At 41.4% G+C, this 22646-nt stretch carries 27 protein-coding genes and 1 tRNA gene; 18 read left to right on the top strand and 10 right to left on the bottom strand.

Translation table 11 applies throughout. The features are described from left to right. Positions 1-187 precede the first annotated feature (187 nt). Positions 188-1255: a peptide chain release factor 1 gene (prfA, locus tag MTT09_RS00750; RefSeq protein ID WP_004317452.1), complete on the bottom strand. Its 1068-nt coding sequence runs from the start codon at positions 1253-1255 to the stop codon at positions 188-190. A gap of 14 nt (positions 1256-1269) precedes the next feature. Continuing rightward, complete coding sequence (gene rpsT, locus MTT09_RS00745) at positions 1270-1539, bottom strand: 30S ribosomal protein S20 (protein ID WP_004317319.1); 270 nt, start codon at positions 1537-1539, stop codon at positions 1270-1272. Positions 1540-1696: 157 nt separating this feature from the next. Here rpsT and glmM point away from each other — a divergent pair, with 157 nt between their 5' ends. The 6 genes from glmM (at position 1697) to MTT09_RS00715 (ending at position 6390) form a co-directional block, all read left to right on the top strand. Continuing rightward, the gene (glmM, locus tag MTT09_RS00740) at positions 1697-3037 is read left to right on the top strand and encodes a phosphoglucosamine mutase (protein WP_021086624.1); all 1341 of its coding nucleotides are present in this window, start codon (positions 1697-1699) and stop codon (positions 3035-3037) included. Next, entirely contained in the window at positions 3030-3482 is a 453-nt protein-coding gene (lspA, locus tag MTT09_RS00735) for a signal peptidase II (RefSeq protein WP_021086998.1), read from the top strand. The genes glmM and lspA overlap by 8 nt, the downstream gene beginning before the upstream one ends. Beyond that, positions 3472-3834, top strand: coding sequence for an NINE protein (locus MTT09_RS00730; protein WP_103615258.1), 363 nt, complete (start codon positions 3472-3474; stop codon positions 3832-3834). Before lspA ends, MTT09_RS00730 begins: the two co-directional genes overlap by 11 nt. Positions 3835-3843: 9 nt before the next feature. Next, entirely contained in the window at positions 3844-4278 is a 435-nt protein-coding gene (locus MTT09_RS00725) for a CopD family protein (protein WP_004317437.1), read from the top strand. A 9-nt stretch (positions 4279-4287) separates the two neighbouring features. Next, positions 4288-4833 (top strand): hypothetical protein, encoded by a 546-nt coding sequence (locus MTT09_RS00720; protein ID WP_429801954.1) that lies wholly within the window; start codon positions 4288-4290, stop codon positions 4831-4833. A 117-nt stretch (positions 4834-4950) separates the two neighbouring features. Then, positions 4951-6390 (top strand): acetyl-CoA carboxylase subunit A, encoded by a 1440-nt coding sequence (locus MTT09_RS00715; RefSeq protein WP_149706495.1) that lies wholly within the window; start codon positions 4951-4953, stop codon positions 6388-6390. A gap of 40 nt (positions 6391-6430) precedes the next feature. Here MTT09_RS00715 and MTT09_RS00710 read toward each other — a convergent pair whose 3' ends face one another. Next, positions 6431-7360, bottom strand: coding sequence for a PQQ-binding-like beta-propeller repeat protein (locus tag MTT09_RS00710; protein WP_429801952.1), 930 nt, complete (start codon positions 7358-7360; stop codon positions 6431-6433). Positions 7361-7460: 100 nt separating this feature from the next. Between MTT09_RS00710 and MTT09_RS00705 the strand changes: the two genes are divergently transcribed. Then, positions 7461-8033, top strand: a complete 573-nt coding sequence (locus tag MTT09_RS00705; protein WP_103645889.1) for an SMI1/KNR4 family protein — start codon at positions 7461-7463, stop codon at positions 8031-8033. A gap of 195 nt (positions 8034-8228) precedes the next feature. Continuing rightward, positions 8229-9587 carry an NADP-specific glutamate dehydrogenase gene (gdhA, locus tag MTT09_RS00700; RefSeq protein ID WP_149722429.1) on the top strand — a complete coding sequence of 453 codons (1359 nt, stop codon included), beginning with the start codon at positions 8229-8231 and terminating at the stop codon, positions 9585-9587. 176 nt (positions 9588-9763) lie between these two features. Here the strand turns inward: gdhA and MTT09_RS00695 are convergent, their stop codons facing one another. Continuing rightward, complete coding sequence (locus tag MTT09_RS00695; protein WP_429801951.1) at positions 9764-9904, bottom strand: hypothetical protein; 141 nt, start codon at positions 9902-9904, stop codon at positions 9764-9766. Positions 9905-9968: 64 nt separating this feature from the next. On the opposite strand from MTT09_RS00695, the gene MTT09_RS00690 reads away from it, so the two are divergent. After that, complete coding sequence (locus MTT09_RS00690; RefSeq protein ID WP_429801950.1) at positions 9969-10118, top strand: hypothetical protein; 150 nt, start codon at positions 9969-9971, stop codon at positions 10116-10118. A gap of 647 nt (positions 10119-10765) precedes the next feature. Here MTT09_RS00690 and infC read toward each other — a convergent pair. From infC to MTT09_RS00675, 3 genes are all read right to left on the bottom strand, one after another. Continuing rightward, the gene (infC, locus tag MTT09_RS00685) at positions 10766-11284 is read right to left on the bottom strand and encodes a translation initiation factor IF-3 (protein ID WP_009295104.1); all 519 of its coding nucleotides are present in this window, start codon (positions 11282-11284) and stop codon (positions 10766-10768) included. Continuing rightward, complete coding sequence (gene thrS / locus MTT09_RS00680; RefSeq protein ID WP_103581238.1) at positions 11281-13101, bottom strand: threonine--tRNA ligase; 1821 nt, start codon at positions 13099-13101, stop codon at positions 11281-11283. Before thrS ends, infC begins: the two co-directional genes overlap by 4 nt. A gap of 341 nt (positions 13102-13442) precedes the next feature. Further along, on the bottom strand, positions 13443-14018 hold the full coding sequence (locus MTT09_RS00675) for a YbaK/EbsC family protein (protein ID WP_429801949.1): 576 nt from the start codon (positions 14016-14018) through the stop codon (positions 13443-13445). Between the two features lie 64 nt (positions 14019-14082). Between MTT09_RS00675 and ung the strand changes: the two genes are divergently transcribed. After that, positions 14083-14775 (top strand): uracil-DNA glycosylase, encoded by a 693-nt coding sequence (gene ung, locus MTT09_RS00670; protein WP_429801948.1) that lies wholly within the window; start codon positions 14083-14085, stop codon positions 14773-14775. Position 14776: 1 nt separating this feature from the next. On the opposite strand, the gene MTT09_RS00665 is transcribed toward ung, so the two are convergent. After that, a complete protein-coding gene (locus MTT09_RS00665) occupies positions 14777-15070 on the bottom strand; it encodes a hypothetical protein (RefSeq protein WP_429801947.1) in 294 nt (97 codons plus the stop codon). Positions 15071-15149: 79 nt separating this feature from the next. Here MTT09_RS00665 and MTT09_RS00660 point away from each other — a divergent pair, with 79 nt between their 5' ends. From MTT09_RS00660 to MTT09_RS00645, 4 genes are all read left to right on the top strand, one after another. After that, positions 15150-15680, top strand: a complete 531-nt coding sequence (locus MTT09_RS00660; protein ID WP_429801946.1) for a pyridoxamine 5'-phosphate oxidase family protein — start codon at positions 15150-15152, stop codon at positions 15678-15680. Positions 15681-15700: 20 nt separating this feature from the next. Then, complete coding sequence (locus tag MTT09_RS00655) at positions 15701-16867, top strand: replication-associated recombination protein A (RefSeq protein WP_429803690.1); 1167 nt, start codon at positions 15701-15703, stop codon at positions 16865-16867. 39 nt (positions 16868-16906) lie between these two features. Further along, positions 16907-17422 (top strand): hypothetical protein, encoded by a 516-nt coding sequence (locus tag MTT09_RS00650; protein ID WP_429801945.1) that lies wholly within the window; start codon positions 16907-16909, stop codon positions 17420-17422. 88 nt (positions 17423-17510) lie between these two features. Continuing rightward, positions 17511-18929, top strand: a complete 1419-nt coding sequence (locus MTT09_RS00645; RefSeq protein ID WP_429801944.1) for an alanine/glycine:cation symporter family protein — start codon at positions 17511-17513, stop codon at positions 18927-18929. A 43-nt stretch (positions 18930-18972) separates the two neighbouring features. Here the strand turns inward: MTT09_RS00645 and MTT09_RS00640 are convergent, their stop codons facing one another. Both MTT09_RS00640 and MTT09_RS00635 read right to left on the bottom strand, forming a co-directional pair. Next, positions 18973-20289 carry an Ig-like domain-containing protein gene (locus tag MTT09_RS00640; protein ID WP_429801943.1) on the bottom strand — a complete coding sequence of 439 codons (1317 nt, stop codon included), beginning with the start codon at positions 20287-20289 and terminating at the stop codon, positions 18973-18975. Positions 20290-20539: 250 nt separating this feature from the next. Then, positions 20540-20615, bottom strand: a tRNA-Val gene (locus MTT09_RS00635). Between the two features lie 224 nt (positions 20616-20839). On the opposite strand from MTT09_RS00635, the gene MTT09_RS00630 reads away from it, so the two are divergent. From MTT09_RS00630 to MTT09_RS00615, 4 genes are read left to right on the top strand one after another with little or no spacing between them, the layout of a single operon-like run. Further along, a complete protein-coding gene (locus MTT09_RS00630) occupies positions 20840-21277 on the top strand; it encodes a cytochrome c3 family protein (protein WP_429801942.1) in 438 nt (145 codons plus the stop codon). Next, entirely contained in the window at positions 21274-21975 is a 702-nt protein-coding gene (locus MTT09_RS00625) for a cytochrome c3 family protein (protein ID WP_429803689.1), read from the top strand. Before MTT09_RS00630 ends, MTT09_RS00625 begins: the two co-directional genes overlap by 4 nt. Then, a complete protein-coding gene (locus MTT09_RS00620) occupies positions 21975-22295 on the top strand; it encodes a hypothetical protein (protein ID WP_429801941.1) in 321 nt (106 codons plus the stop codon). Before MTT09_RS00625 ends, MTT09_RS00620 begins: the two co-directional genes overlap by 1 nt. Then, entirely contained in the window at positions 22264-22623 is a 360-nt protein-coding gene (locus tag MTT09_RS00615; RefSeq protein ID WP_429801940.1) for a winged helix-turn-helix domain-containing protein, read from the top strand. Before MTT09_RS00620 ends, MTT09_RS00615 begins: the two co-directional genes overlap by 32 nt. Positions 22624-22646: the final 23 nt, after the last annotated feature.

Genomic DNA, 22646 nt, shown 5'->3' with positions numbered 1-22646 from the left:
ATATCGCGCTAAATGAACTAAAATCTAAAAATTTAATTTAAATTATTTTTGAAAAAATATATAAATAAATATTATTTTTTATTATAAAACAGACAAACTAAGATCGTTTCAAGACCAAATGACTTTAGATCTTAGTTTGTAGATTTTTGATTTTTAATGACTTAGTGAGAATTTATAAATTTTAGACTTAGATGCCAGCCTCAAGCATAGCTTCTGCTTGATAGTGAGTGATAAGCGGCTCGATGATCTCGTCAAATAGCCCTGCAGCCATGATCGCATCAAGGCGGTAAAGTGTTAAATTTATTCGGTGATCGCTTATGCGGTTTTGTGGGTAGTTATAAGTTCTTATCCTGCCTGAGCGGTCTCCAGTGCCGACTTGACTCTTGCGCTCGCTAGTCTCTTTAGCAAGCCTCTCTTGCTCTTGCATCTCGTAAAGTCTAGCTTTTAGCACCTTCATCGCAGCTTCTTTGTTTTTGTGCTGACTCTTGCCATCTTGGTTTGTGACAACAAGTCCTGTTGGTATGTGGGTGATCCTAACGGCACTATCAGTTGTATTGACCGACTGGCCGCCGTGGCCCGAGCTTCTCATAACATCAACTCTTATATCATTTGGGTTGATCTCGATCTCGCTATCTTCAACCTCTGGCATGATAGCCACAGTCACAGCCGAGGTATGCACCCTGCCCTGGCTCTCAGTCTCTGGCACACGCTGAACCCTATGTGTGCCACCTTCAAATTTTAGCCTAGAGTAAGCACCTTTACCCTTTATAAGCACGATGATCTCTTTAAAGCCGCCAGTGTTGCCCTCGCTTTGGCTAACGATCTCAAATTTATATCCACGAAGCTCTGCATATCTGATGTAAGCGTTAAAAAGGTCCCCAACAAATAGTGCAGCCTCGTCACCACCGGTGCCTGCGCGAATTTCTAAAAATATATTTTTATCATCGTTTGGATCTTTTGGAAGAAGTAAAATTTTGATCTCTTCTTCAAGCTTCTCTCTTGAAATTTCTAAATTTTTAAGCTCATCTTTTGCAAGCTCGCCAAGCTCAGAGTCCTCAAGTAAAGCTTTATTCTCTTCGATGTCGTTTAGAATTTGTAGATATTTTTTTGCAGCAGTTGCGACTGGTTCGATAGATGATTGCTCTTTTGAGAGCTTTGTCATCTTTTCGATATCGTTTGCTATATTTGGATCGCTTAGAAGCGTAGAAATTTCATCATAGCGATCCAAAAATGGATGAAGTTTATCAGCAAACATTAAAATTTAATAGATTAAGCAGCTTTTAGAGTATTTACTAATTGAGCAAGGCGACTAACGCGACGAGCAGCAGTTTGTTTCTTCAAAAAGCCTCTACTTACGAAGCTGTGGATGCTTTTGTTAGCAACTTTTAAAGCTTCATTTGCAGCATTTAGATCTTTAGCTTCTACAGCTACACGCACTGCTTTTGTGATATTTTTAAGTCTAGTGCGGTAAAATCTGTTTCTTTCTGTTCTTTTTATAGTTTGTCTAGCTCTTTTTTCAGCAGATTTATGGTTTGCCATAATATACCTTTTTTGATAATTTTAGTCCGTGATTATATGAAAAATATATTTAATTGTAACTGAATTTAAGTCAGCTTTAAAACAAATAAAATTTTAGATTTTAAATTTGATAATTTCTGATAAAATAGCACCATTTTATAATAAAAAGGATAAATTTATGAAACTTTTTGGAACAGACGGAGTTCGTGGTAAGGCTGGCGAAAAGCTTTCAGCTCAAACATCTATGCGCCTTGCAATGGCTGCTGGAATTTACTTTAGAAAGACCTCAGCGACAAATGTGATTTTAGTTGGAAAAGATACTAGAAAAAGTGGCTATATGATCGAAACTGCCATCGTTGCAGGACTAACTGCAGTTGGTTACAACGTCCTTCAAATAGGCCCTATGCCAACGCCTGCGATCGCATTTTTAACAGAAAATATGCGCTGTGACGCTGGCATAATGATAAGCGCCTCACACAACCCATACTACGATAACGGCATCAAATTTTTTGATAGCTTTGGCAACAAGCTTGATGAGACGATAGAGGCCGAGATAGAAAAAATCTTCTACGACGATGAGCTCATCGCAAACGCTCAAAAAACGATGACAGAGATCGGTGCAAACAAGAGGATCGACGATGTTATCGGCAGATATATCGTCCAGATCAAAAATTCATTCCCAAAAGAGCTAAATTTAAAGAATTTACGAGTAGTTTTGGACGTGGCAAACGGAGCTGCTTACAAGGTTGCGCCAACTGTATTTAGCGAGCTTGGAGCTGATGTCATCGTCATAAATGACGAGCCAAATGGTAGCAACATCAACCAAAACTGCGGCGCACTTCACCCAGAAGATCTAGCAAGCGAGGTAAAAAGGCTTCGTGCTGACATCGGCTTTGCATTTGACGGCGATGCTGACAGGCTTGTCGTTGTCGATGAAAACGGCGAAGTTGTGCATGGCGACGCGATACTTGGCTCACTAGCTGCATTTTTACACGAGCAAAAGGCGCTAAAAGGTGGAGCTATCGTGGCTACGGTTATGAGTAATGCCGCGCTTGATGACTATCTAAAAGCTCATAAGATCAAGCTACTTCGCTCAAACGTAGGCGATAAATACGTGCTTGAGATGATGAAAGAAAATGGCATAAATTTTGGCGGCGAGCAAAGCGGCCACGTCATATTTAACGACTACGCTAAGACTGGCGACGGCCTTGTTACTTCGATGCAAGTTGTTGCGATGATGCTTAAAAAAGGCAAAAAAGCTAGTGAAATTTTTGGCGAGCTAAAGCCGTATCCGCAAATTTTGCTAAATTTAAAGATCACAGAGAAAAAGCCGCTTGATAAGATAGAGGGACTAAAAGAGCTTGAGGCTAGCCTTGCAAAAGAGGGCATAAGATCGCTCTTTAGATACTCTGGCACTGAAAATTTGATCAGACTTTTGCTTGAAGGTAAAAATCAAACTTTAGTTGAAAAACGCATGGATGAAGTTGAGAAATTTTTTGTAAAAGCCCTAAATGCGTAAAAGCTTAGTTAAATTTTTCATCGCGTTTTTTCTCATTTTTATCGTTGATCAAGCGATAAAAATGATATTTATAGATGGTTTTTCGTGGGAGGGCGAGTTTTTCTCGCTAGTTCTTACATATAATAAGGGCGTTGCATTTTCGATGTTTGCCTTTTTAGATGAGTGGCTTAAATTTATCCAGATAGCTCTCATTTTAGGCGTTTTTGTCTATCTAGTCGTTGAAAAAAAACTGCTTTGCTCGCATGCCATTTGGCTTGGAGCTTTGTTAGGAGCTGGCAGCTCAAACATCACAGATAGATTTATCCATGGCGGCGTCGTGGATTATGTCTTTTGGCACAAGTGGTTTAACTTTGCAGTCTTTAACTTTGCTGATGTGATGATCGATCTTTGCGTCGTGATGATACTTTGGCAAAGTTTTAGAAAAAGGAGAGAGAGTGGGAAATAATATCTACGTCGCATACGCGCTTTGGCTACTTACTGGCTGGCTTGGAGCGCATAGAATTTACCTTGGTAAATTTATCACTGGCTTTTTGATGATGGGACTATTTTTTATCGGTTACTCTTTGCAAATCATCCTCATTGGTTACTTATTTTTGGCTATTTGGGGCATTTGGTGGATCATCGATGCATTTTTGGTTGGCGCTTATGTCGAGAAAAATTTACAAAAGGCCGAGCTAAAAGAGAGAGTAAAACTAAAAGATAAAGAGGACGACTTAAAAAGGCTTTACGAGCTTTTTGAGAGTGGTGCGATCAGCAAGGCTGAATTTGAAGCTAGAAAAGAGATACTTTTTAGATAAGGAGACGTTATGGCAGAATATTATCTTTACTTAAAATACCTCCACTATTTGTTTTTCATCTCGTGGATGGCAGTGCTGTTTTATCAGCCAAGGCTCTACGTTTATCACGTAGAAAACATGGACAAACCTGACTTTGTAAAAGTGGTCGAAGTGATGGAGTATAAGATGTATCACTACATCGGCTGGGTCGCACTCATAGGCTCATTTGTCACTGGCATTTTGATACTTATCGCGATGCCTGATCTTATAAAAACTGGTCACATCCATGTCAAAATTTTAGTTGTCATCTTGATGGCTATCTATCACCTAGACCTTGGACGCTACATGAAGCAGCTCAAAGAGAAACGCTGTAACAAAAGTGGCATCTTCTTTAGAGCTTACAACGAAGTGCCAACTATCGCGATGCTCATCATCATCTGGGTAATGATAGTAAATCCATTTTAAAGGAATTTGATGAAGAAATTTTTAGCATTTATCGCTTTGCCAGCGCTCTTGCTCGCAGCTACTCAGTATTTTGAACCGATGCAGATAAAATTTGACAACAGACTCTACTCGCTAGCAGGCTCAGCCAAGCCTGTGCCAAATTTATTCACGCAGGAGTACTTGCTCCCTGGTGAGAAGATAGATAGTTTTAGCTACATGCTCTCGCTAAATACCCTTAAATTTGACGCTACACCAGAGCAAGCGGTCGAGCAAAAGATAAATGATCTAAAAGAGCTAAAAGCAAAAGGGCTAAAAGTGGCCTATAAAAAGGGCTCGCTGGCAAATGAAATTTATCTTGATATCACGATATTTTCAAATTTAAATGGCACTCCAACAGCCGAGCACTCGATATACCGCTACACCAAACAAGGCGGAAATTTAGTCCTTTTCACCATCCAAAGGCGTGCGTATAAAAAAGAGGGCATACAAAAATTTGCTACAAATTTCACCATCGAAGCGGCTGATTTTAGCAAAAAAGCCCTAGCCACGCCTTTTCCACAGATCATCCAAAGATGACTAAATTTGAGTGTAAATTTAGCCTTTGCACTCAAATTTTAAAAATACTCTTAATAAATTTATCTAAAAATAAATCGAATAGTTATATGATAAGAAAAACCTAAAAAAGGATAGCCTATGATACGTAAAATTCTTATCGCAAACCGTGGCGAGATCGCAGTTAGGATAGTCAGAGCTTGTAGGGATTTATACATCCAAAGTGTGGGAATTTATACAGCGCCAGACAGCGAGTGCTTGCACGTCAGGATCGCTGACGAGGCCTATCAAGTGGGCGACGACCCAATAAAGGGCTATCTTGACGCCAAAGCGATCGTAAAGCTCGCCAAAGAGTGCGGGGCCGACGCGATACACCCAGGATACGGCTTTTTAAGTGAAAACTACGAATTTGCAAAGGCAGTCGAGGACGCTGGGCTTATATTCATCGGTCCAAAAGCCGAAGTGATCAAGAAAATGGGCGATAAAAACGTCGCAAGATATCTTATGAAGAAAAACGGCATACCAATAGTACCAGGCACAGAGAAGCTAAACGACGAGAGCATGGACGCCATAAAAGAGCACGCCAGACGCATAGGCTACCCAGTCATCTTAAAAGCAAGCGGCGGCGGAGGCGGCCGTGGCATTAGAGAGGTTTGGCAAGAAGAAGATATGCAAAACGCCTTTGAGTCGTGCACCAGAGAGGCAAAGGCATACTTTAACAACGATGAAGTTTTCATGGAAAAACTAGTCGTAAACCCTCGCCACATCGAGTTTCAAATTTTAGGCGACAACTATGGCAACATCATCCACCTTTGCGAGCGTGACTGCTCTATCCAAAGGCGCCACCAAAAGATCATCGAGATCGCACCTTGTCCTTCGATCAGTGAAAATTTAAGAAAGATCATGGGCGTGACCGCAGTGGCCGCTGCAAAGGCTGTGGGCTACTCAAACGTAGGAACGATCGAGTTTTTGCTAGATGACTACAACAACTTTTACTTCATGGAGATGAATACTCGTATCCAGGTGGAGCACGGCATCACCGAAGAGATCACAGGCCATGACCTAGTCGTTAGGCAGATAAGGATCGCAGCTGGTGAAATTTTAGAGATCGAGCAAAGCGACATCAAACCACGCGGCTACGCGATAGAAGCAAGGATCACGGCTGAGAATGTCTGGGAGAATTTCATCCCAGCACCAGGCACGATCGAGGGCTACTATCCAGCTCTTGGCCCATCTGTGCGTGTCGATAGCCACGTCTATAAAGACTACACCATACCGCCATTTTATGACTCACTAATCGCAAAGCTGATCGTAAAAGCCACCGACTACGACCTCGCGGTAAATAAGCTTGAAAGAGCACTTGAAGAATTTACCATCGAGGGCGTGCGAACGATCATTCCATTTTTGCTAACGATCAGCAAGAGTAAGGAATTTAGAAGGGGATTTTTCGATACTAGCTACGTTGAGAAAAACTTAAAAACTATCCTTGAAAACACCTACGACGATATGAACAAAGAGCCAAATGACGACCTAGAAGAGGTCATCGTAGAGGCGATAAAAAGATATAAAAAGAAGAGATAAATTTATCTTATTGCGGCTTTGGCGATAAATTTCGCCAAGGCTAAATTTCCGTGCAAACTGCGTAAATTTTAGCTCCGTCATTTGCCACAGCATAGAGCCTGCCACCGCTTACTAGCATGATCTGATCTGCGCTAAGGCTAAATTTCTCAAACTCTATCTCTTTTAATAGCAAGCCATCTTTGGCGCTTATCAAAACTGGCTTATTTTTGCTGTTTGCGAGTAAAATTTGACCATCGACCCAAACAAAATGCTCCGTGCCACTGGTTTTAAACTTAAACACCACCTCGCCACTTTTTGCATCCACGGCGTATAGATCTCCGCCCTTGCCAGCGGTGCCAAAGTAAAGCACTCCCTCACGCAGGCAAACTGGCGTGTAGAGATATGCGCCAAGCTTTAGACGCCAGATGGTCTTGCCTATCCTTGCGCCCTGCTCTTTGGGCGGCAAATTAGCGTTTAAATTTTCATCTTTTGCTTCGCAATTAAGCGCTGCACCGCCCAAAATTTCTTTACACTCCATCATAAATGGCGAGCTCATTCGCACGTAAAAACCATCAAATTCATACGTTTTAGCGTCGTTATATATCTCTTTTATAGGCTCCTTAGCAACGCCGAGCTCGCTCATCTGCCCGTTATCTATCTTTATGAGCTTTGCTGGGGAGTTTATGTAGCCCTTGTAGTATCTAGTATTTAGCACGAAGTAGCCATTTTCTGGGTAGCAAAGTGCGTCGCTGGCTATGAAAATTTCGCTTTGCTTATAGGTAAGCATTGATCTTTTATGCTCGCTAAAGTCGCGTGAAAATGTATCTAGTAGCACGTAGTTTGGCGTTAGTTTTTGAGCTATCTCTAGCTCACTAGGCACCCCAAAAGCAAAATGCACAAATGCAATGCGCTCACCCATCTCATAAATGCCAGTTACACCGTGCCCGCGAAACTCCACGCCAGGCATATCAAGAGGATATGATCTAACCACGCTAGCTCCTTAAATTTATGGCGATTATAACCCAAATTTAAAAGCACACTGGGTTAAATTTGATAAAATTTGCCAAAATTTATCAAATTTAAGGAGCGATATGTTTTTAAAATTAGATGAGATCGCTGGGAAGCTAGATCAAATTTTCTTGCCGCTAGAGCAAGAGGGTATGACTGGTATGAGACTTTTGCCGCAAAAGGACGCTTCGGCGTTTATGCAAGCGCAAAAGAGCCTTGTCGTAAATTTCCCAGCTAAATTTACAGAGCTTTTAAGCAAATTTGACCTTGGTAACTTTGAAATTTGCAATATCAGCTTTGGCTCTAGAGGTGACTACACAAGCGAGCTAGTGCGCCTAAACAGCGTAGATGAGTTTGGTGGAAAATGGTGGAGTGGCGAGGAGAGGCCAGCAAATTTGATAGTTTTTGCCGTGGGTGATCCTTGGATATTTTTGCTTGATTGCGCGAGTGGTGCGGTCTATGCGTGGTTACTTGGAGATGAGGAGCTTTGCAGTAGGCGCGTTGCGAGTGACTTTGAAAAATTTTTCATAGCGCTTGCCAGCACCTATATAGCAAGACTAAATGGCAAAACCATGCCATCATCCGAGCAAATCCTAAATTTTGTCCAAGTAGACGACGCGGCACTACCTTTTTGGCAAGAGATGGCGCAAATTTAGTAAATTTAGGCTCACTCTAACCAAATCCTCTTTTATAAATTTATCCCAACAAATGATGCAAAAACCACTTTTTATAAATTTAGTTTCGATATGTAACACTCATTGCCCAAAATAAAAATATTAAAATATCTTTAAATAAAAATTTTTTCTAGCCGAGTTAATATTTAACTACAAAAAAAGGAAAAAGGAGCAAAAATGAGCGAGTACATCGAACAAACGATGGAGTGGATAAAGAAGACCAACCCAGGTCAAGGCGTCTTTGTCCAAGCTGCGACTGAGGTTTTAAACAGCCTAGAGCCGCTTATCAAAAGAGAGAGCAAGTACCAAAAACACGCGATCCTAGAGCGCATCGTCATCCCTGAGCGCACGGTGATCTTTCGCGTGACATACACAGGCGACGATGGCAGACCGAAGGTAAATAACGGCTACCGCGTGCAGTTTAACTCAGCCGTTGGCCCATACAAAGGCGGTCTAAGACTCCACCCAAGCGTCGATCTTGGCGTGCTAAAATTTCTTGGATTTGAGCAAATTTTCAAAAACTCGCTCACTGGCGTAAATATCGGTGGCGCAAAAGGCGGCAGCACCTTTGATCCAAAGGGCAAGAGCGAGGGCGAGATAATGCGCTTTTGTCAGGCATTTATGAGTGAGCTTTACCGCCACATCGGCAACACCGTAGATGTGCCAGCAGGTGACATCGGCGTGGGCGCTAGAGAGATCGGCTATATGTTTGGCCAGTATAAAAAGCTAACTGGCAGGTTTGATGGCATCCTAACTGGCAAGGGGCTAAACTGGGGCGGCAGCCTAGCGCGCACAGAGGCTACTGGATACGGACTAGTATATTTCACTCAAAACATGCTAAAAAAAGCTGGACTTGATCTAGAGGGCAAAAAATGCAGCGTCAGCGGTAGCGGAAATGTCGCCATCTACACAGTCGAAAAGCTCTATCAAGCAGGCGCACTGCCTATCACCGTCTCTGACTCAAACGGATATGTCTATGACGCTGAGGGCATCGATCTAGCGGTGCTTAAAGAGCTAAAAGAAGTGAGACGCACTCGCCTTAGCGAATACACCAAATTTAGACCAAACGCAAAATATGTAAGCGTGAGCGAATACAAAGAGGGCAGAAACGGCGTCTGGGACGTGCCATGCGACGGAGCCTTCCCGTGTGCGACACAAAACGAGCTTCACCTAGCTGACATAAAAGTGCTTTACGCAAATGGCTGCCGCTTCGTGGCTGAGGGCGCAAACATGCCAAGCACGCTTGATGCGATAAATTTCATGCTTGCGCAAAAAGACTTTCACTTTGCTCCAGCAAAAGCAGCAAACGCTGGCGGCGTGGGCACAAGCGGACTTGAGATGATGCAAAATGCTGGCATGACTTCGTGGAGCTTTGAGGAGGTCGATCGCAGACTTCATGGCATCATGAACCACATCTTTGAACTAAGCTACGAAACAAGCAAAGAGTTTGGCGATGAGGGTAACCTAGTGCTTGGCTCAAATATCGCTGGCTTTAGAAAAGTGGCTGATGCGATGATAGATCAAGGATATGTGTAGGCCAATTTGGCTCTGTAAATTTACGTCCAAGTTAAATTTGGGCGTAAATCGATACGAGGCAGGCTATGATTTTTAGCCAAAATAGAATTTGCCTTTTATATAGCAAATTTTACTAGCAAGCTATCAAATTTACGCTAGTTTGAAGTATTTTATGCGGCGTTCGTTTTAACAAATTTTTACTGGCGTGGCAGATGTGGATTTGAAGCTTGGGTAAATTTCATTAGGGTGGCTAGCAGATCACATTTTTTAGAGTTTTTGGTATAAATTTTTGTCAAAAGAGCCGATATGGCGGCAAATAGTGGTGTGGCAAGGCTCATCCAGTAAAATTGAAAGTTTTTGCCATGGGTGATATTTTGCTTGATCGCACGAGTGGTGCGTTCTATGCGTGGCTACTTGGCGATAAGAAGCTTTGTAGCAGATGCATTTCTAGCGACTTTAAGGATTTTTAATAGCGCTTGCAACTTCGGCATAGAAAGACTAAATAATGAAGTCCTACCATCAGCCGAACAACTCCTAAATTTCTCTTATTAAATTTTGCTACTGCATAAACAAAAATAGTCAATACCTTTATAAAAAGAATTTTAAAGCGATAAAAAATCGAACAAATTCCAGCAAGCAAAAATTAAAATTTTATAAATTTAAGCTATAAACAAAGAAATTTCTTGCCAAATTTAGCTGCAAATAAAATAAAAGCGGCCAAAAGATTTGCAAAGGGCACTTATTAAAGCTATATTTCTCTCGTCAAGTTTAGCAACCTATTAGATGAAATTTAGCTCATGACACTCACAAAAGCACCATAAATTCACAAATCGCAAGATGATTATCAAATTTACTCTATCAGGCGAGCTTTTGCCTACTCAAATTTCAGTAAAACAATCCACGCTAGCGATAGCAAAATGATTAAATTCTGCTAAGCAAAGATTAAAATTTGATAAATTTAATCTACAAACAATCAAGTTTCTTACCAAATTTAGCCTGCAATTAGACAAAATTTGGTTTAAAACACCCATGCAAACACTCAAATTTACAAACTCGCAAGCCACATCAGCCACGCAAACACCCTTGCGTAAATTTAGCAGATATAAAATGATAGGATTTTTGAAAAATAGTTATTTGTGAGTTTTTGTATTAAAAATTTAATGAAAAAGAGCAAGCCCTAGCCTGCTCTTTGTGAGAATTTAACCCTTTTTTGGAGTTACAAGCATATTTACATAACGACCTTCTATTATAGGCTCTTTGTCGCGGTCGGCCTCATCTTTGATCATCTCCCAGACCTTCTCAAGCATGGCTACGCCAGCCTCTGGGGTGCTCATCTCGCGACCCTTTAAAAATACACGAAATTTAACGTGTTTGCCATCTTGCAAAAACTCGCTTGCGTGTTTAACCTTGTAGTTTATATCGTTTTGGGCGATCTTGACAGAGAGTTTTATCTCTTTTATCTCGATGGTTTTTTGCTTTTTCTTGGCCTCTTTTTGCTTTTTCTCTTGCTGATAGCGGAATTTACCATAGTCCATTATCTTGCAAACTGGCGGCTTCGCATCTGGCGCTATAAGCACTAGATCAAGCCCAAGCTTGTTTGAGATCTCCAAAGCCTCATCTCTTGAGATGACACCGTATGCCGTGCCATCATCCCCTACACATCTTACCTCTCTCGCCCTTATGTCCTCATTGAGCAATACTTCATTTTCCTTACTCAAAAATGTACCTCACTAAGTTTCTCCTTCGTTAAATTTATAAATTCCGCCAAGCTCATATCGCTCTGCGTCCTAGCCTGTCTGTCGCGCAACGCAACGCTTTTGTTCGCTACTTCGTTGTCTCCTAGCACGACTATCATAGGCACCCTTTGTTTTTCTGCCGTTCTTATTCTCTTATTTAAACTCTCATTTTTACTTGCGATCTCGCTATCGACGTTGATCTTTCTTAGCTCGCGTGAAATTTCTTTTGCGTAGTCTAAATGCGCGTCGCTAATAGGCACGATGACGACTTGCGTAGGAGCTATGAAAAATGGTAGCTCGCCAGCAGTGTGCTCAAGTAAAATTCCTATAAATCTCTCAAAACTGCCAAGCAAGGCTCTGTGAAGCATTACTGGGCGCTGTCTTTCGTTGTTTGCATCGATGTAGCCTAGATCAAAGCGCTCTGGCAGGTTAAAATCGACTTGTATCGTGCCGCACTGCCATTTTCTCTTAAGCGCGTCAGTTATCTTAATGTCAATCTTCGGTCCATAAAATGCGCCGCCACCCTCGTCGATGCCGTATTTAAAGCCGTTTTCATCAAGAGCTTCTTTTAGCGCTTTTGTAGCAGTTTCCCAAATTTCATCGCCACCGATAGCTTTGGCTGGCTTGGTTGAAATCTCCATCTCGTAGTGGAAACCAAAATTTTCCATTATCGTGCCAGCAAATTTTAAAATTTCTAAGATATTTTCTTTGATCTGGCTTGGCATACAAAAGATATGTGAGTCATCTTGTGCAAATTCGCGAACTCTGAAAAGTCCGTGAAGCACGCCGCTTTTCTCATGGCGATGTACGACGCCATACTCGAAAAATTTAAGCGGCAAGTCGCGGTAAGAGCGGATGTCACTTTGATAGACTTTGATGTGACCAACGCAGTTCATCGGTTTGATGCCATACTCTGTCTCATCGATCGTTGTAAAGTACATATTTTCTTTATAGTTTGCGTAATGGCCGCTTCTTCTCCACACGTCAGCCTTTAAAAGCTCAGGACCTCGCACTGGCTCGTAGCCGCGGTCGCGGTGAGCTTTGTATAGAAGTTGCTCTAGTTTTGATCTTAAGCGTCCGCCATTTGGTAGCCAGATAGGCAAACCGCCGCCCACTTCTTCATCAAATGTAAATAGCTTCATCTCGACGCCAAGCTTTCTGTGATCGCGCTTTTTAGCCTCTTCGATGATGCGGATGTGCTCTTTTAGGCTCTCTTTGTCTGCGTAAGCTGTGCCGTAAATTCTAGTTAGCATCTCACGGCTCTCATCGCCGCCAAGATATGCGCCAGCCACGCGTGTAAGCTTGAAGAATTTTAAAAATTTAGTATTTGGCACGTGTGGTCCGCGGCAAAGGTCTTCAAAATCGCCTTGTGCGTAGCTACTCACTTCGCCATCTGGAATTCTTTTTAAGACCTCTTGTTTTAGGTCGTCGTTTTTAAATTTCTCACTCATATTAGCTTTAGTTGAGCAGGTTTTAACGATGTCAAATTTCTTCTCAGCAAGCTCTTTCATCTTATCTTCGATCGCTGCTAGATCGCTCTCGCCTAGCTTCGTGCCCTCATCATCAACTCTAAAATCATAATAAAATCCATCTTCTACGTTTGGTCCGACAAAGAATTTCGCCTTTGGATAGAGTGATTTGATAGCTTGTGCCATGAGGTGTGCACAGGAGTGTCTGATAACGTGTAGTGCCTCTTTTGAGTTGTCAAAATAGATAGGCTCAGCACTACTCTCACGCCCTGCGATACTTTGAGTATCGACTATTTCGCCATTTAGTTTGTATGCGATGATATCGCTCATTGTTTTTCCTTATATCAAATTGTCTTTTTTACGATAAAAGAACGATTAAGGATTTTATCGAAATGGGCTTTAAGCTAAACTTAATAATTGCTAAGCAAATTTTTATAAATTCTTTTTAAATTTAGTAAAATTTGAGCCAAAATTTTTGCTTTTTAAAATATATTTTTTTATATATAAAGATAAATATCCCTAAAATATGCATATTTTATCAATATAATTTATTATATTTTAAGATTATCCTTGATAATATTTGCTCTTGAAATGAATTTAGCAATTTCTCGTCTTTGCATTACTTAAATTCATTTTTCTCCCGACAAATTTAGTGCTAGGAAGTGGTTAGCCTAGCACTTTTCTTTTGCAAATTTAACAAACACCGGCTTTACTATCCTAACGTAGTCTTTTGCGTTTAAAACGACTGATCTATCAAGAAGCCCTGCATTAAAGGCGATCTCCTCGTTTTGCTCTAGCAAACTCTCGTCCACAACAAGGTGCAAATTTTTATGAAAACTAAATGGCGGAACCGAGCCAAATACGCAATCAGCCAAGGCCGTAACCTCCTCTGGACTAGCAAGGCTCGCTCTTTTACCATCAAATTTTTGTGCAAGCGCGTTAAGATCAGCCTGCTCGTCCGCTGGCAAAACCGCTAGCAAGTAAATTTTACCAGCCTTCATCGCTGGCTTTTCATCATCTAGCAAGTAGCCATCTAGCACATTTTCATCTTTAAAAATTTGCCTAAATTTCTCCTCATCTACGCCCTTTATAGAGCACACCAGCGCCTTTGCGCCCTGACTCATCTTCGTGCCCCTTATCTTAGCGACCTCCTCTGAAGTCCTAGCACTCTCATGCTCTATCACTCTAAATTTAGCCCCATTTTTGCTAAGTAGATCGTGGATTTTATTAAAAATTTGCTCAGACACAGCTCTTTCCTTTGGATAAATTTAGTTAAAATTATAGCGCTAAAAACCAAAAAAGGGCAGGAAAATGCAGATAAATTTAGATGACGTAAAGATCGAGCCAAGCTGGAAAGAGGTGCTAAAAGATGAGTTTTTGAGTGAAAATTTCGCACGCATCAAAGAGAATTTCTTAAAAGCAAAGAGCGCTGGCGTCGTCTATCCACCAAGCGGACTTATATTTAACGCATTTAACTTAACGCCATTTCACGATGTCAAGGTAGTTATCCTTGGTCAAGACCCATATCACGGCGCAAATCAAGCCATGGGACTAAGCTTTTCAGTGCCAAGTGGCGTGAGAGTACCGCCAAGCCTTGTGAATATTTACAAAGAAATTTACGCCGATCTTGGCATAAAAGAGCCAAATAGCGGCGATCTTACAAAGTGGGCAAAGCAAGGCGTGCTGCTTCTAAACTCTACCCTTAGCGTTAGTGCTGGGCTTGCAAATTCTCACGCTAGCTTTGGCTGGCAGGGCTTTACAGACGCCGTCATAAGAAAGATTAGCCAAAATTTACAAAACGTAGTTTTTATGCTCTGGGGCAACCCAGCCAAGGCAAAAGCACCGCTAATAGACGCCAGCAAGCACCTCATCTTAGAAGCAGCGCACCCAAGTCCGCTAGCTCGTGGGGCGTTTTTTGGCTGCAGGCACTTTTCAAAGGCAAATATCTACCTAGCAAACCACGGCAAAATGCCCATCGAGTGGGACTTAAACGCTAAAATTTGAGCTATTTTTTAAGCTCACTAAGAAGCTTATTTACCTTTTTAAGCTCGCTTTTGCAAAATTTCTCATCGTTATTTTGCATTATCATCGCCTCTTGGCCGATTTGCCTTTGCTTAAACTCGTCAAATTTAAGCTCAAAAAGCCTTAGCGCCTTCTCATCACCTGCAAGCTTCTTGCTCTCTTTTGCGTAAAGCTCATCAAGATAGAGCCTGCTTTGCTTTACATACTCCTTGCAAACTTCATTTGCACCAAATAAATTTACGCCCAGCAAAAGGGCAAAAATGGCAAATTTTTTCATATTTTTCCTTGAAATTTTTGCGTTATACTAGCCTTTAAGCACTTAAATTTTAAAATATTTTGCAAAAAAAGGATGAAAAATGAGGCGAAAAGATAGAGAGCTTAGCCAAGACGAGGCGCTTGAGATTATCGATGATTGCGAATACGCGGTGATCTCATGCGTAGATGATGAGGGAGAAATTTTTAGCGTGCCGATCTCGCCTGTTAGAGTTGGTGAGAGCATTTTTATCCACGGAGCGATCGCTGGTTGTAAGGCAAAACTGCTTCAAAATGGGCGAAAAGTGGAGTTTGTCTGCGTAAGCTTCAACAAGGTCCCACATCTAAATGATAGCGAGCTAGAAATGATAAAAGACGATGGCAAGGCGCTTGGCGGCAAGGTCTTTACGACTGAGTATAAAAGCGCCATCGCAAAAACAATAGCCTACGAAGTGACAGATGATGCCAAAAGATATGAAATTTTAAAAATTCTAAGCCTTAAATACACCGCCTACGCGATGAGCACCTTTGACGTGGCTGCGGAATATGGGCTAAAAAATATGAAAATTTACGAGCTAAAGATAGAGAGCCTTAGCGCAAAGGCTAAAATTTTGCCAAAAGCGGTAAAGGGGTAAATTTGAGCTCACTTGCACTGATGTTTAGACCAAAAAATTTGGATGAAATTTGCGGTCAAAAGGCGGTTAAAGCGGCATTTTTAAAATTTATAGCCACAAGCAAGATACCGCACTCCATATTTTATGGTCCAGCAGGCTGTGGCAAGACGAGCTTTGCAAGGGCAGTCGCAAGCGGGGCAAACTACGACTTTTACGAGTTTGACGGCGGAAATTTAAAGATAGATGACTTTCGCAAAATTTTAAAAAACTACGAAAACGCCCTAAACAAGCCACTCTTTTTCATAGACGAGATCCACAGGCTTAGCAAAACCCAGCAAGAAGCACTACTCATCCCCATGGAAAACTACAAAGCCCTAGTCATCGGCGCTAGCACGGAAAATCCCTTTTTCACGCTAAGCTCAGGCATCAGGAGCCGCTCGATGCTCTTTGAGTTTAGACCGCTTAGCAGTGGCGATTTCGAGGAGCTTCTTGGCAAGATAAGAGAGCAAATTTCATTTAGTATTGATGAGGAGGCGAAGGAGTATCTCTTTAAAAGTAGCGGCGGCGACGCAAGAGCTATGCTAAATTTACTCGAATTTGCCATCACGCTTGATGAAAATGTGAGCCTAGAAAATTTAAAAACACTTCGCCAAAATGCCCTAAAAGAGGGGGCAAAAGAGGATGATACGCACTACGAGCTAGCAAGTGCTTTTATAAAAAGTCTGCGTGGAAGCGACGAAAACGCCGTCATCTACTACCTTGCAAGGCTCATAGACTCTGGCGAGAGTGCGGACTTCATCGCTAGAAGGATGGCGATATTTGCCAGCGAAGACATCGGCAACGCAAACCCAAATGCGCTAAATTTAGCCGCAAGCACGCTAAGCGTTGTAAAAGAGATAGGCTTCCCAGAGGCTAGGATCATACTGGCTCAGTGCGCCGTCTATCTAGCTAGCTCGCCAAAGTCAAACTCCAGCTACAACGCGATAAATGCCGCCATAAGATACGTGCAAAGCGAAGAAATTTTAAAAATTCCGCCATATCTAAAAAATCACACAAAAGAGAGCAAAGACTACCTTTATCCGCATGATTTTGGCGGCTGGGTCGAGCAAAAATACCTAGAAAAACCGCTCGTTTTTTACAAAAGCAAGGGCATAGGCTTTGAAAAAACGCTAAATGAGTGGTTAGAAAAGATAAGATCAAAGGGCTAAATTTAGGCTTTACTCTTTTAAATTTAAAAAGGTACGCGCATGAACGAGCAAAATTTAACATATATCGCAAATTTAAAGATAAAAGACGTGCCATGGGATAGACTAAGCTGTAGTTACGGCATGGCGGAGCTTTTTGCACAAATTTTAAACACACTTACAAAGGCTGTGAAAAAGTCTAAATTTGATGAAAAAGAGCTTAGCGAGCTGCTTGATGAAATCTTTGGTGAGTGTGAATATCAAGAGACATTTTGGCACGCAACGCCATTTGCGCTCGTTTTTTTGGTGCGAATTTATAAAAGTGCGCTAAGTGAAAAAAGTGAGGCGGCTAAATTTATCTCGCGTAAGCTTGAACTCTTTTTTAAATTTATGCTTGAAATTTGCGAAAAAATAGAACAGATGGATCATGCAAAGCCGCTTGTAAAGATGGAGCAAATGCTAGAGTCAAAGTATCTTGATATCGTGGATCAAGACGAGCTAAGCTATGACGATAGGCTATTTTACAGCTTTTACTACTACTCAAGCATGGTTTTACAGGGCGCTTTTGTAAAAATTTAGTTTGGGTATGATTTTTTAGCTATTAATTTAAATTTTATATTTATTCAAATATACTTCTCAAATCCAAATCAATCACGAAAGTTAAAAAATGCCTACAAATTTTGCTGAAATTTTAAATAACTGCGTTGAAAGTATAAATTCATTTCTTTGGGGTCCATACTTCCTCATCGCCCTACTTTGCGGCACTGGACTATTTTTCACCATTAGACTTGGCTTTGTTCAGATTTTTAAATTTAAAATGGGTTTAGGCGAACTTTTTGGAAATTTCTCACTTCACGGCGAGGCTGCTGGCAAGGCTGGTATGAGCTCGTTTCAAGCAGTAGCAACCGCGATCGCGGCGCAAGTTGGCACGGGTAACCTCGTGGGTGCGACCACAGCGCTTATCATGGGCGGTCCTGGAGCCATTTTTTGGATGTGGTGCGCGGCCTTTTTGGGCATGGCTACAAATTTCGCTGAAATTTGCCTCGCTCAAATTTACCGCACAAAAGACGACAGCGGCCACACGATAGGCGGTCCAGCATTTTATATAAGCCGTGGTTTAAGGGGCAAATGGGCGAAATTTCTAGCTGGATTTTTCGCTATCGCTATCATCATCGCACTTGGCTTTATAGGCAACATGGTTCAGGCAAACTCGATCTCAGACGGCTTTAGCGGCGCTTTTGGCATACCGCAGTGGCTAACAGGGGCGTTTTTGGCTCTCATTTGCGCGTTAATTTTCATAGGTGGCGTAAAGGCGATCGCAAGGGTCGCTGAAAAGATCGTGCCGCTAATGGCGCTACTTTACATCGTTGTTGGCGTAGCTATCATCGCTTTAAATTTTCACCAAATCCCAGAGGCGATCTCGCTAATATTTAAAGCCGCATTTGATCCTTCGGCTGCTTGGGGCGGGGCAACTGGAGCTAGCATCGCAGCTGCTATGAGATACGGCATCGCAAGGGGACTTTTTAGCAACGAAGCTGGCATGGGCTCGACTCCGCACGCACACGCTGCTGCAAATGTCAAACACCCAGTCGATCAAGCCGTCCTTGGCATAATGAGCGTCTTTATAGACACCTTTGTCATCCTAAATATAACCGTTTTTGTGGTGCTAACCGCAAATGTCATCAGCTTTGAAAACGGCAAGGCAGTCTTTACTGGCATCACCTTGGTGCAAGAGGCGTTTTCGTCACATATATTTGGCAAAACTGGCGGCTATAGCTTTGTGGCGATCTGCCTATTTTTCTTCGCATTTACGACGATCATTGGCTGGTATTACTTTGCTGAGATCAATGTGCGCTACCTTTTTGGCGCAAAAGCGGTTAAAATTTTTAAAATTTTAGTTGTTGTTTTTGTCTTTTTAGGCAGCTTGCAAAAGGTCGATTTTGTCTGGAGTTTAGCTGATATGTTTAACGGTCTTATGGTCGTGCCAAATTTAATCGCCATTATCCTTCTAAGCCCAGTTGTGGCTAAACTTTTAAAAGATCACGACGCTGGCAAAGAGTACGACGTAAAAGAGTATTTGAAGTAAATTTAAAAGTGCGTGGAGAGATTTCTCCACATTAAATTTATGATTATAGATGGTCAGTTGGAGCAACAGTTATAGGCTCAAGTGGCATATAAAATGTCGTTGCTTGTGGCTCAGAGTATTTGTTGCCAGCCTCATCTACTGATGAAGCTTGAACTGTGTATTCATTAGTGTCAAGAGTATCCAACACACTACTCTCGACTTTCCAGTTACCATCAGCATCAGCCTTAGCGCTTAGTTTCTCAACCACATGAGCTTCGTTGCCTTTCTCTACCCAAGAGTTACCTAAGCCATCATTGTAAACAACTTCAGCTTTTGTGATGACTAAATTTATATCAGCAAACGCCTCTGCCTTGCCCTCGATAGTCGGTGAAAAGTCATATTGTTTATTGCTATCATACATTGTGTTATAGTGTGACAGATCGGAAAAGTCATCAGTAGATATTTTTGTGATAGACAAGGTGTTATTGTCTGTATCAACAGTTATCTCTTGCGTGCTTGTAGCTTTTAGCTCTTCGCCATTTGCAACTACTTTGCTAGCTTCAATTGTAAATTTATGGTCTCCATCAGCTAAAGGCGAAGTTGGAGTATATGACCAGTTGCCATCATTATCAGCAGTTGTCGTGCCAAGTAGTGGTGCATTTTCACCTTCGCCATCAAATATACTTATAGTAGCGTTTGAAGTAGCCTTGCCAACTAAAGTTGGAGTGTTATCATTTGTGATATGCAGACCTGTTCTTTGTGAATTTTCATGCTCTAAGATATTGCCCTCGATGTCAAGGTTGCTGCTTACTGCCTGATCTGTATTACCAGTAACTACGTTATCATCCACTGCTGTGACAGATACTTCTAGTGGCTGCGACAATATATTGTTATATGCATTATCTATCGCAGCTGCAAGTGTATCAAGACTAAAGCCCTCCTCGCTTGCGCTACCGCCTACATTTGTAAAAGCCTCTGCGCTAGCATTTGCTTGAGAGCTTAGATCGCCAAAATTTGCATTTACGTTTGAGTAGTGACCGCCATTTGCAAAGCCAGCAGCGCCAAGGCTCACGCCATTCGAGCTTACTCCGCCTGCTGATTGAGTGCCTCCAGCTGCAGTCTCTTCAAGATCAGAGATATTTTTACCATTTAATAATTGCTCTTGTAGCGATGCTATCTCTTTGCCAGTCTCATCGCTAGCATTTTCATTTTGAGTTTGTGCAGCTTGCACCTCAACCTTTACGCCGTCTTGCTCTTTTATGACCTCATTGTCATAGATCACGTCGCCTGCTTTTAGAGTTCTTTGATTTCCATTAGCATCAACTGCGACGATGGCATCCGTGCCGATTATTGATTTGATTAGTCCTTTAACTTTACTCATAACATTTCCTTTTTATGTTTTTGGATTTTATGCTGGAATTATAAGTAAATATTTTAGTTCTTTACTATTGTACTTTGGTACAGTTGTGACATTTTAGAAATATGAAGTTGTAAATTTTTGAGTTAAATTTAGTAAAAATTTGCCATATTTTAGGAGTTTTGCACAAAATTTAAAAATGACAGAGTTACAAAAAATATTTTTAAATTTTATTTTTTGGATTTTTGTGTTTTTGGAGAATTTGATATAAAAATGGTGGCCCCGAATGGACTCGAACCATCGACCACTACCATGTCAAGGTAGTGCTCTACCAACTGAGCTACGGGACCAAAGATTTGGGATTATATTTTATTTTCCTTTTTATTTAGCTTAATTGCCATTTTCTTTAAAATTCAACTTCATAAAACTAGCCTATATTTTAATACTCTAAAATATTATTAATGCAGATTTAATCAAGCAAGGACTATAATTTAATAAAAATAAGTTTAAGCAAAAATATTAGTTTTCCGTTGAAATTTGATGTTTATAAAATCTTAATAGAAAGGAAAAGGGTATGAATAAGCTTAAATTCATCGCTATTTTTGCCTGTTTATTTTCGCTTCATCTCTTTGGTGCTGATATGCCAAAGGGCGATCTAAACGTCACAAAAGTAGCAGTCTCTGATGAGCTAAGAGCTAAGTATAAGATCAAATCTCATCACGAACATCTAAGCTTTGACTGCGTTGATTGTCACCAAAACCAAGGCGATGATCCTAGCAAATTTAAAGCGATCGGCGACGCTGGCTGCCTATCCTGTCATAAGAGTAAAAAGCTCTTAGCTCAAAGGCTAAAATTTATGGATACTCTAAAGGCAAATCCTCACAACTCTGTTCACGATGGTCCGACTTTGTACTGCGACGAGTGCCACAACGAGCACAAACCATCTACAAACATGTGCTCTGAGTGCCATGAACACGAGGTGCCACAATGGATGAATGGAGTAACACCATGAAAATTTCAAAAAAATTACTAGCGCTTATAATCTTCATAAGCGGAATTGTTGGATTTTTAGTCGTTTTGCCAGTTCATTACGCGCTTGATGAGACGAGTGGGGATAAATTCTGCATCGTTTGCCATGAGATGGATCCTATGGTCATCGCCTACAATGACGACATCCACAGCGGCAATGGCAAAACTGGTATCAAAGCAAGATGTGTGGATTGTCACATACCGCATGACAACATCGCAAAATACGCCCTAACAAAGGCGAAAAACGGCATTTTAGAGGGCTGGGTGCATTTCTTTGGCGATCCTAATGCTATTGATTGGCACAAAAACCTCAAAAACCGCGAGCATTTCGTCTTTGACAACGGCTGCACAAGCTGCCACACAAACGTGATAGATAGCAACAACACTTCAGCGCAAGCTCAAAAGATGCACGCTCACTACAAAAAGCTTCTTGGCAGCGATAAAGAGCTAAAATGTGTAAGCTGCCACTATGACGCAGGTCACGGCGCTGACTTTAGAAACTATCTTGAGTACTGGAAGCCGTCATATAAAATTTATGATAAGAAGATGCTTGAAAAGAGGATCGAAACTAAGCAAAAATTCTTCAAGGATGAGTACAAACCTACAAAAGACGAAGAGGAATTTTTAAAGCAAAAAGCTGAAAAAGACGCCAAAAAACCAGCTGGTGGTTTAGCTGGCTGATGAAGAAGATCTTGCTGCTCTCAAGCGACTTTGAGCAAAATGTCATCCTAAATGCATCGCTTTACCGCTTTGGGTTTAGGATGATGCAGCTAAAAAGCGCCAGCGAAGTCATCAAGGACTTTGAGCGCGGCAACAGATATGATCTGTATGTTTTTGACGTAAAGGCTAGAAATTTAAACCTTGATCTGGTTAAATTTATAAGAGATAGCCAAAACATCACTCCCATTATGCTTTTGCTAGACGTTAGCGTCCCTAGCGTTTTTAAGAGGATTTACTACGCTAGGGTTAATGATTTTATCATTAAGCCATTTTGGTCCTGAAGAGTTTTTATTTCACGTTTTTAGGCTTTGCAAGGTGCTTTTAGGCTCTAAATTTGAGCTAAAAAATGGCCTAGTCTTTGACAAAGACTCCCAGTGTATAAGAAAGGATGACGAGGTCATCTACCTTGGCAAAAAAGAGAGCCAGCTGCTTGAAATTTTATGCAAAAACTCGCCCCACGTCGTCACCTACGACGAGATAGATCACCACCTATATAAAAACGAAACCTTATCACAAGACTGTATAAGATCACTCGTACGTGAGATAAGAGCTAAGATGCCAACTATTTGCCTAAAAACCGTGAGAGGCACTGGATATAAGGTGGAGTGAGGGGGTTTAGTTAAAATTTAGAT

Origin of the sequence: Campylobacter concisus (assembly GCF_050447505.1) — a bacterium.
GTDB lineage: Bacteria > Campylobacterota > Campylobacteria > Campylobacterales > Campylobacteraceae > Campylobacter_A > Campylobacter_A concisus_BP.
The sequence above is the reverse complement of the archived record's forward strand: the minus strand, read 5'-3'. Positions and strand labels throughout refer to the sequence as shown.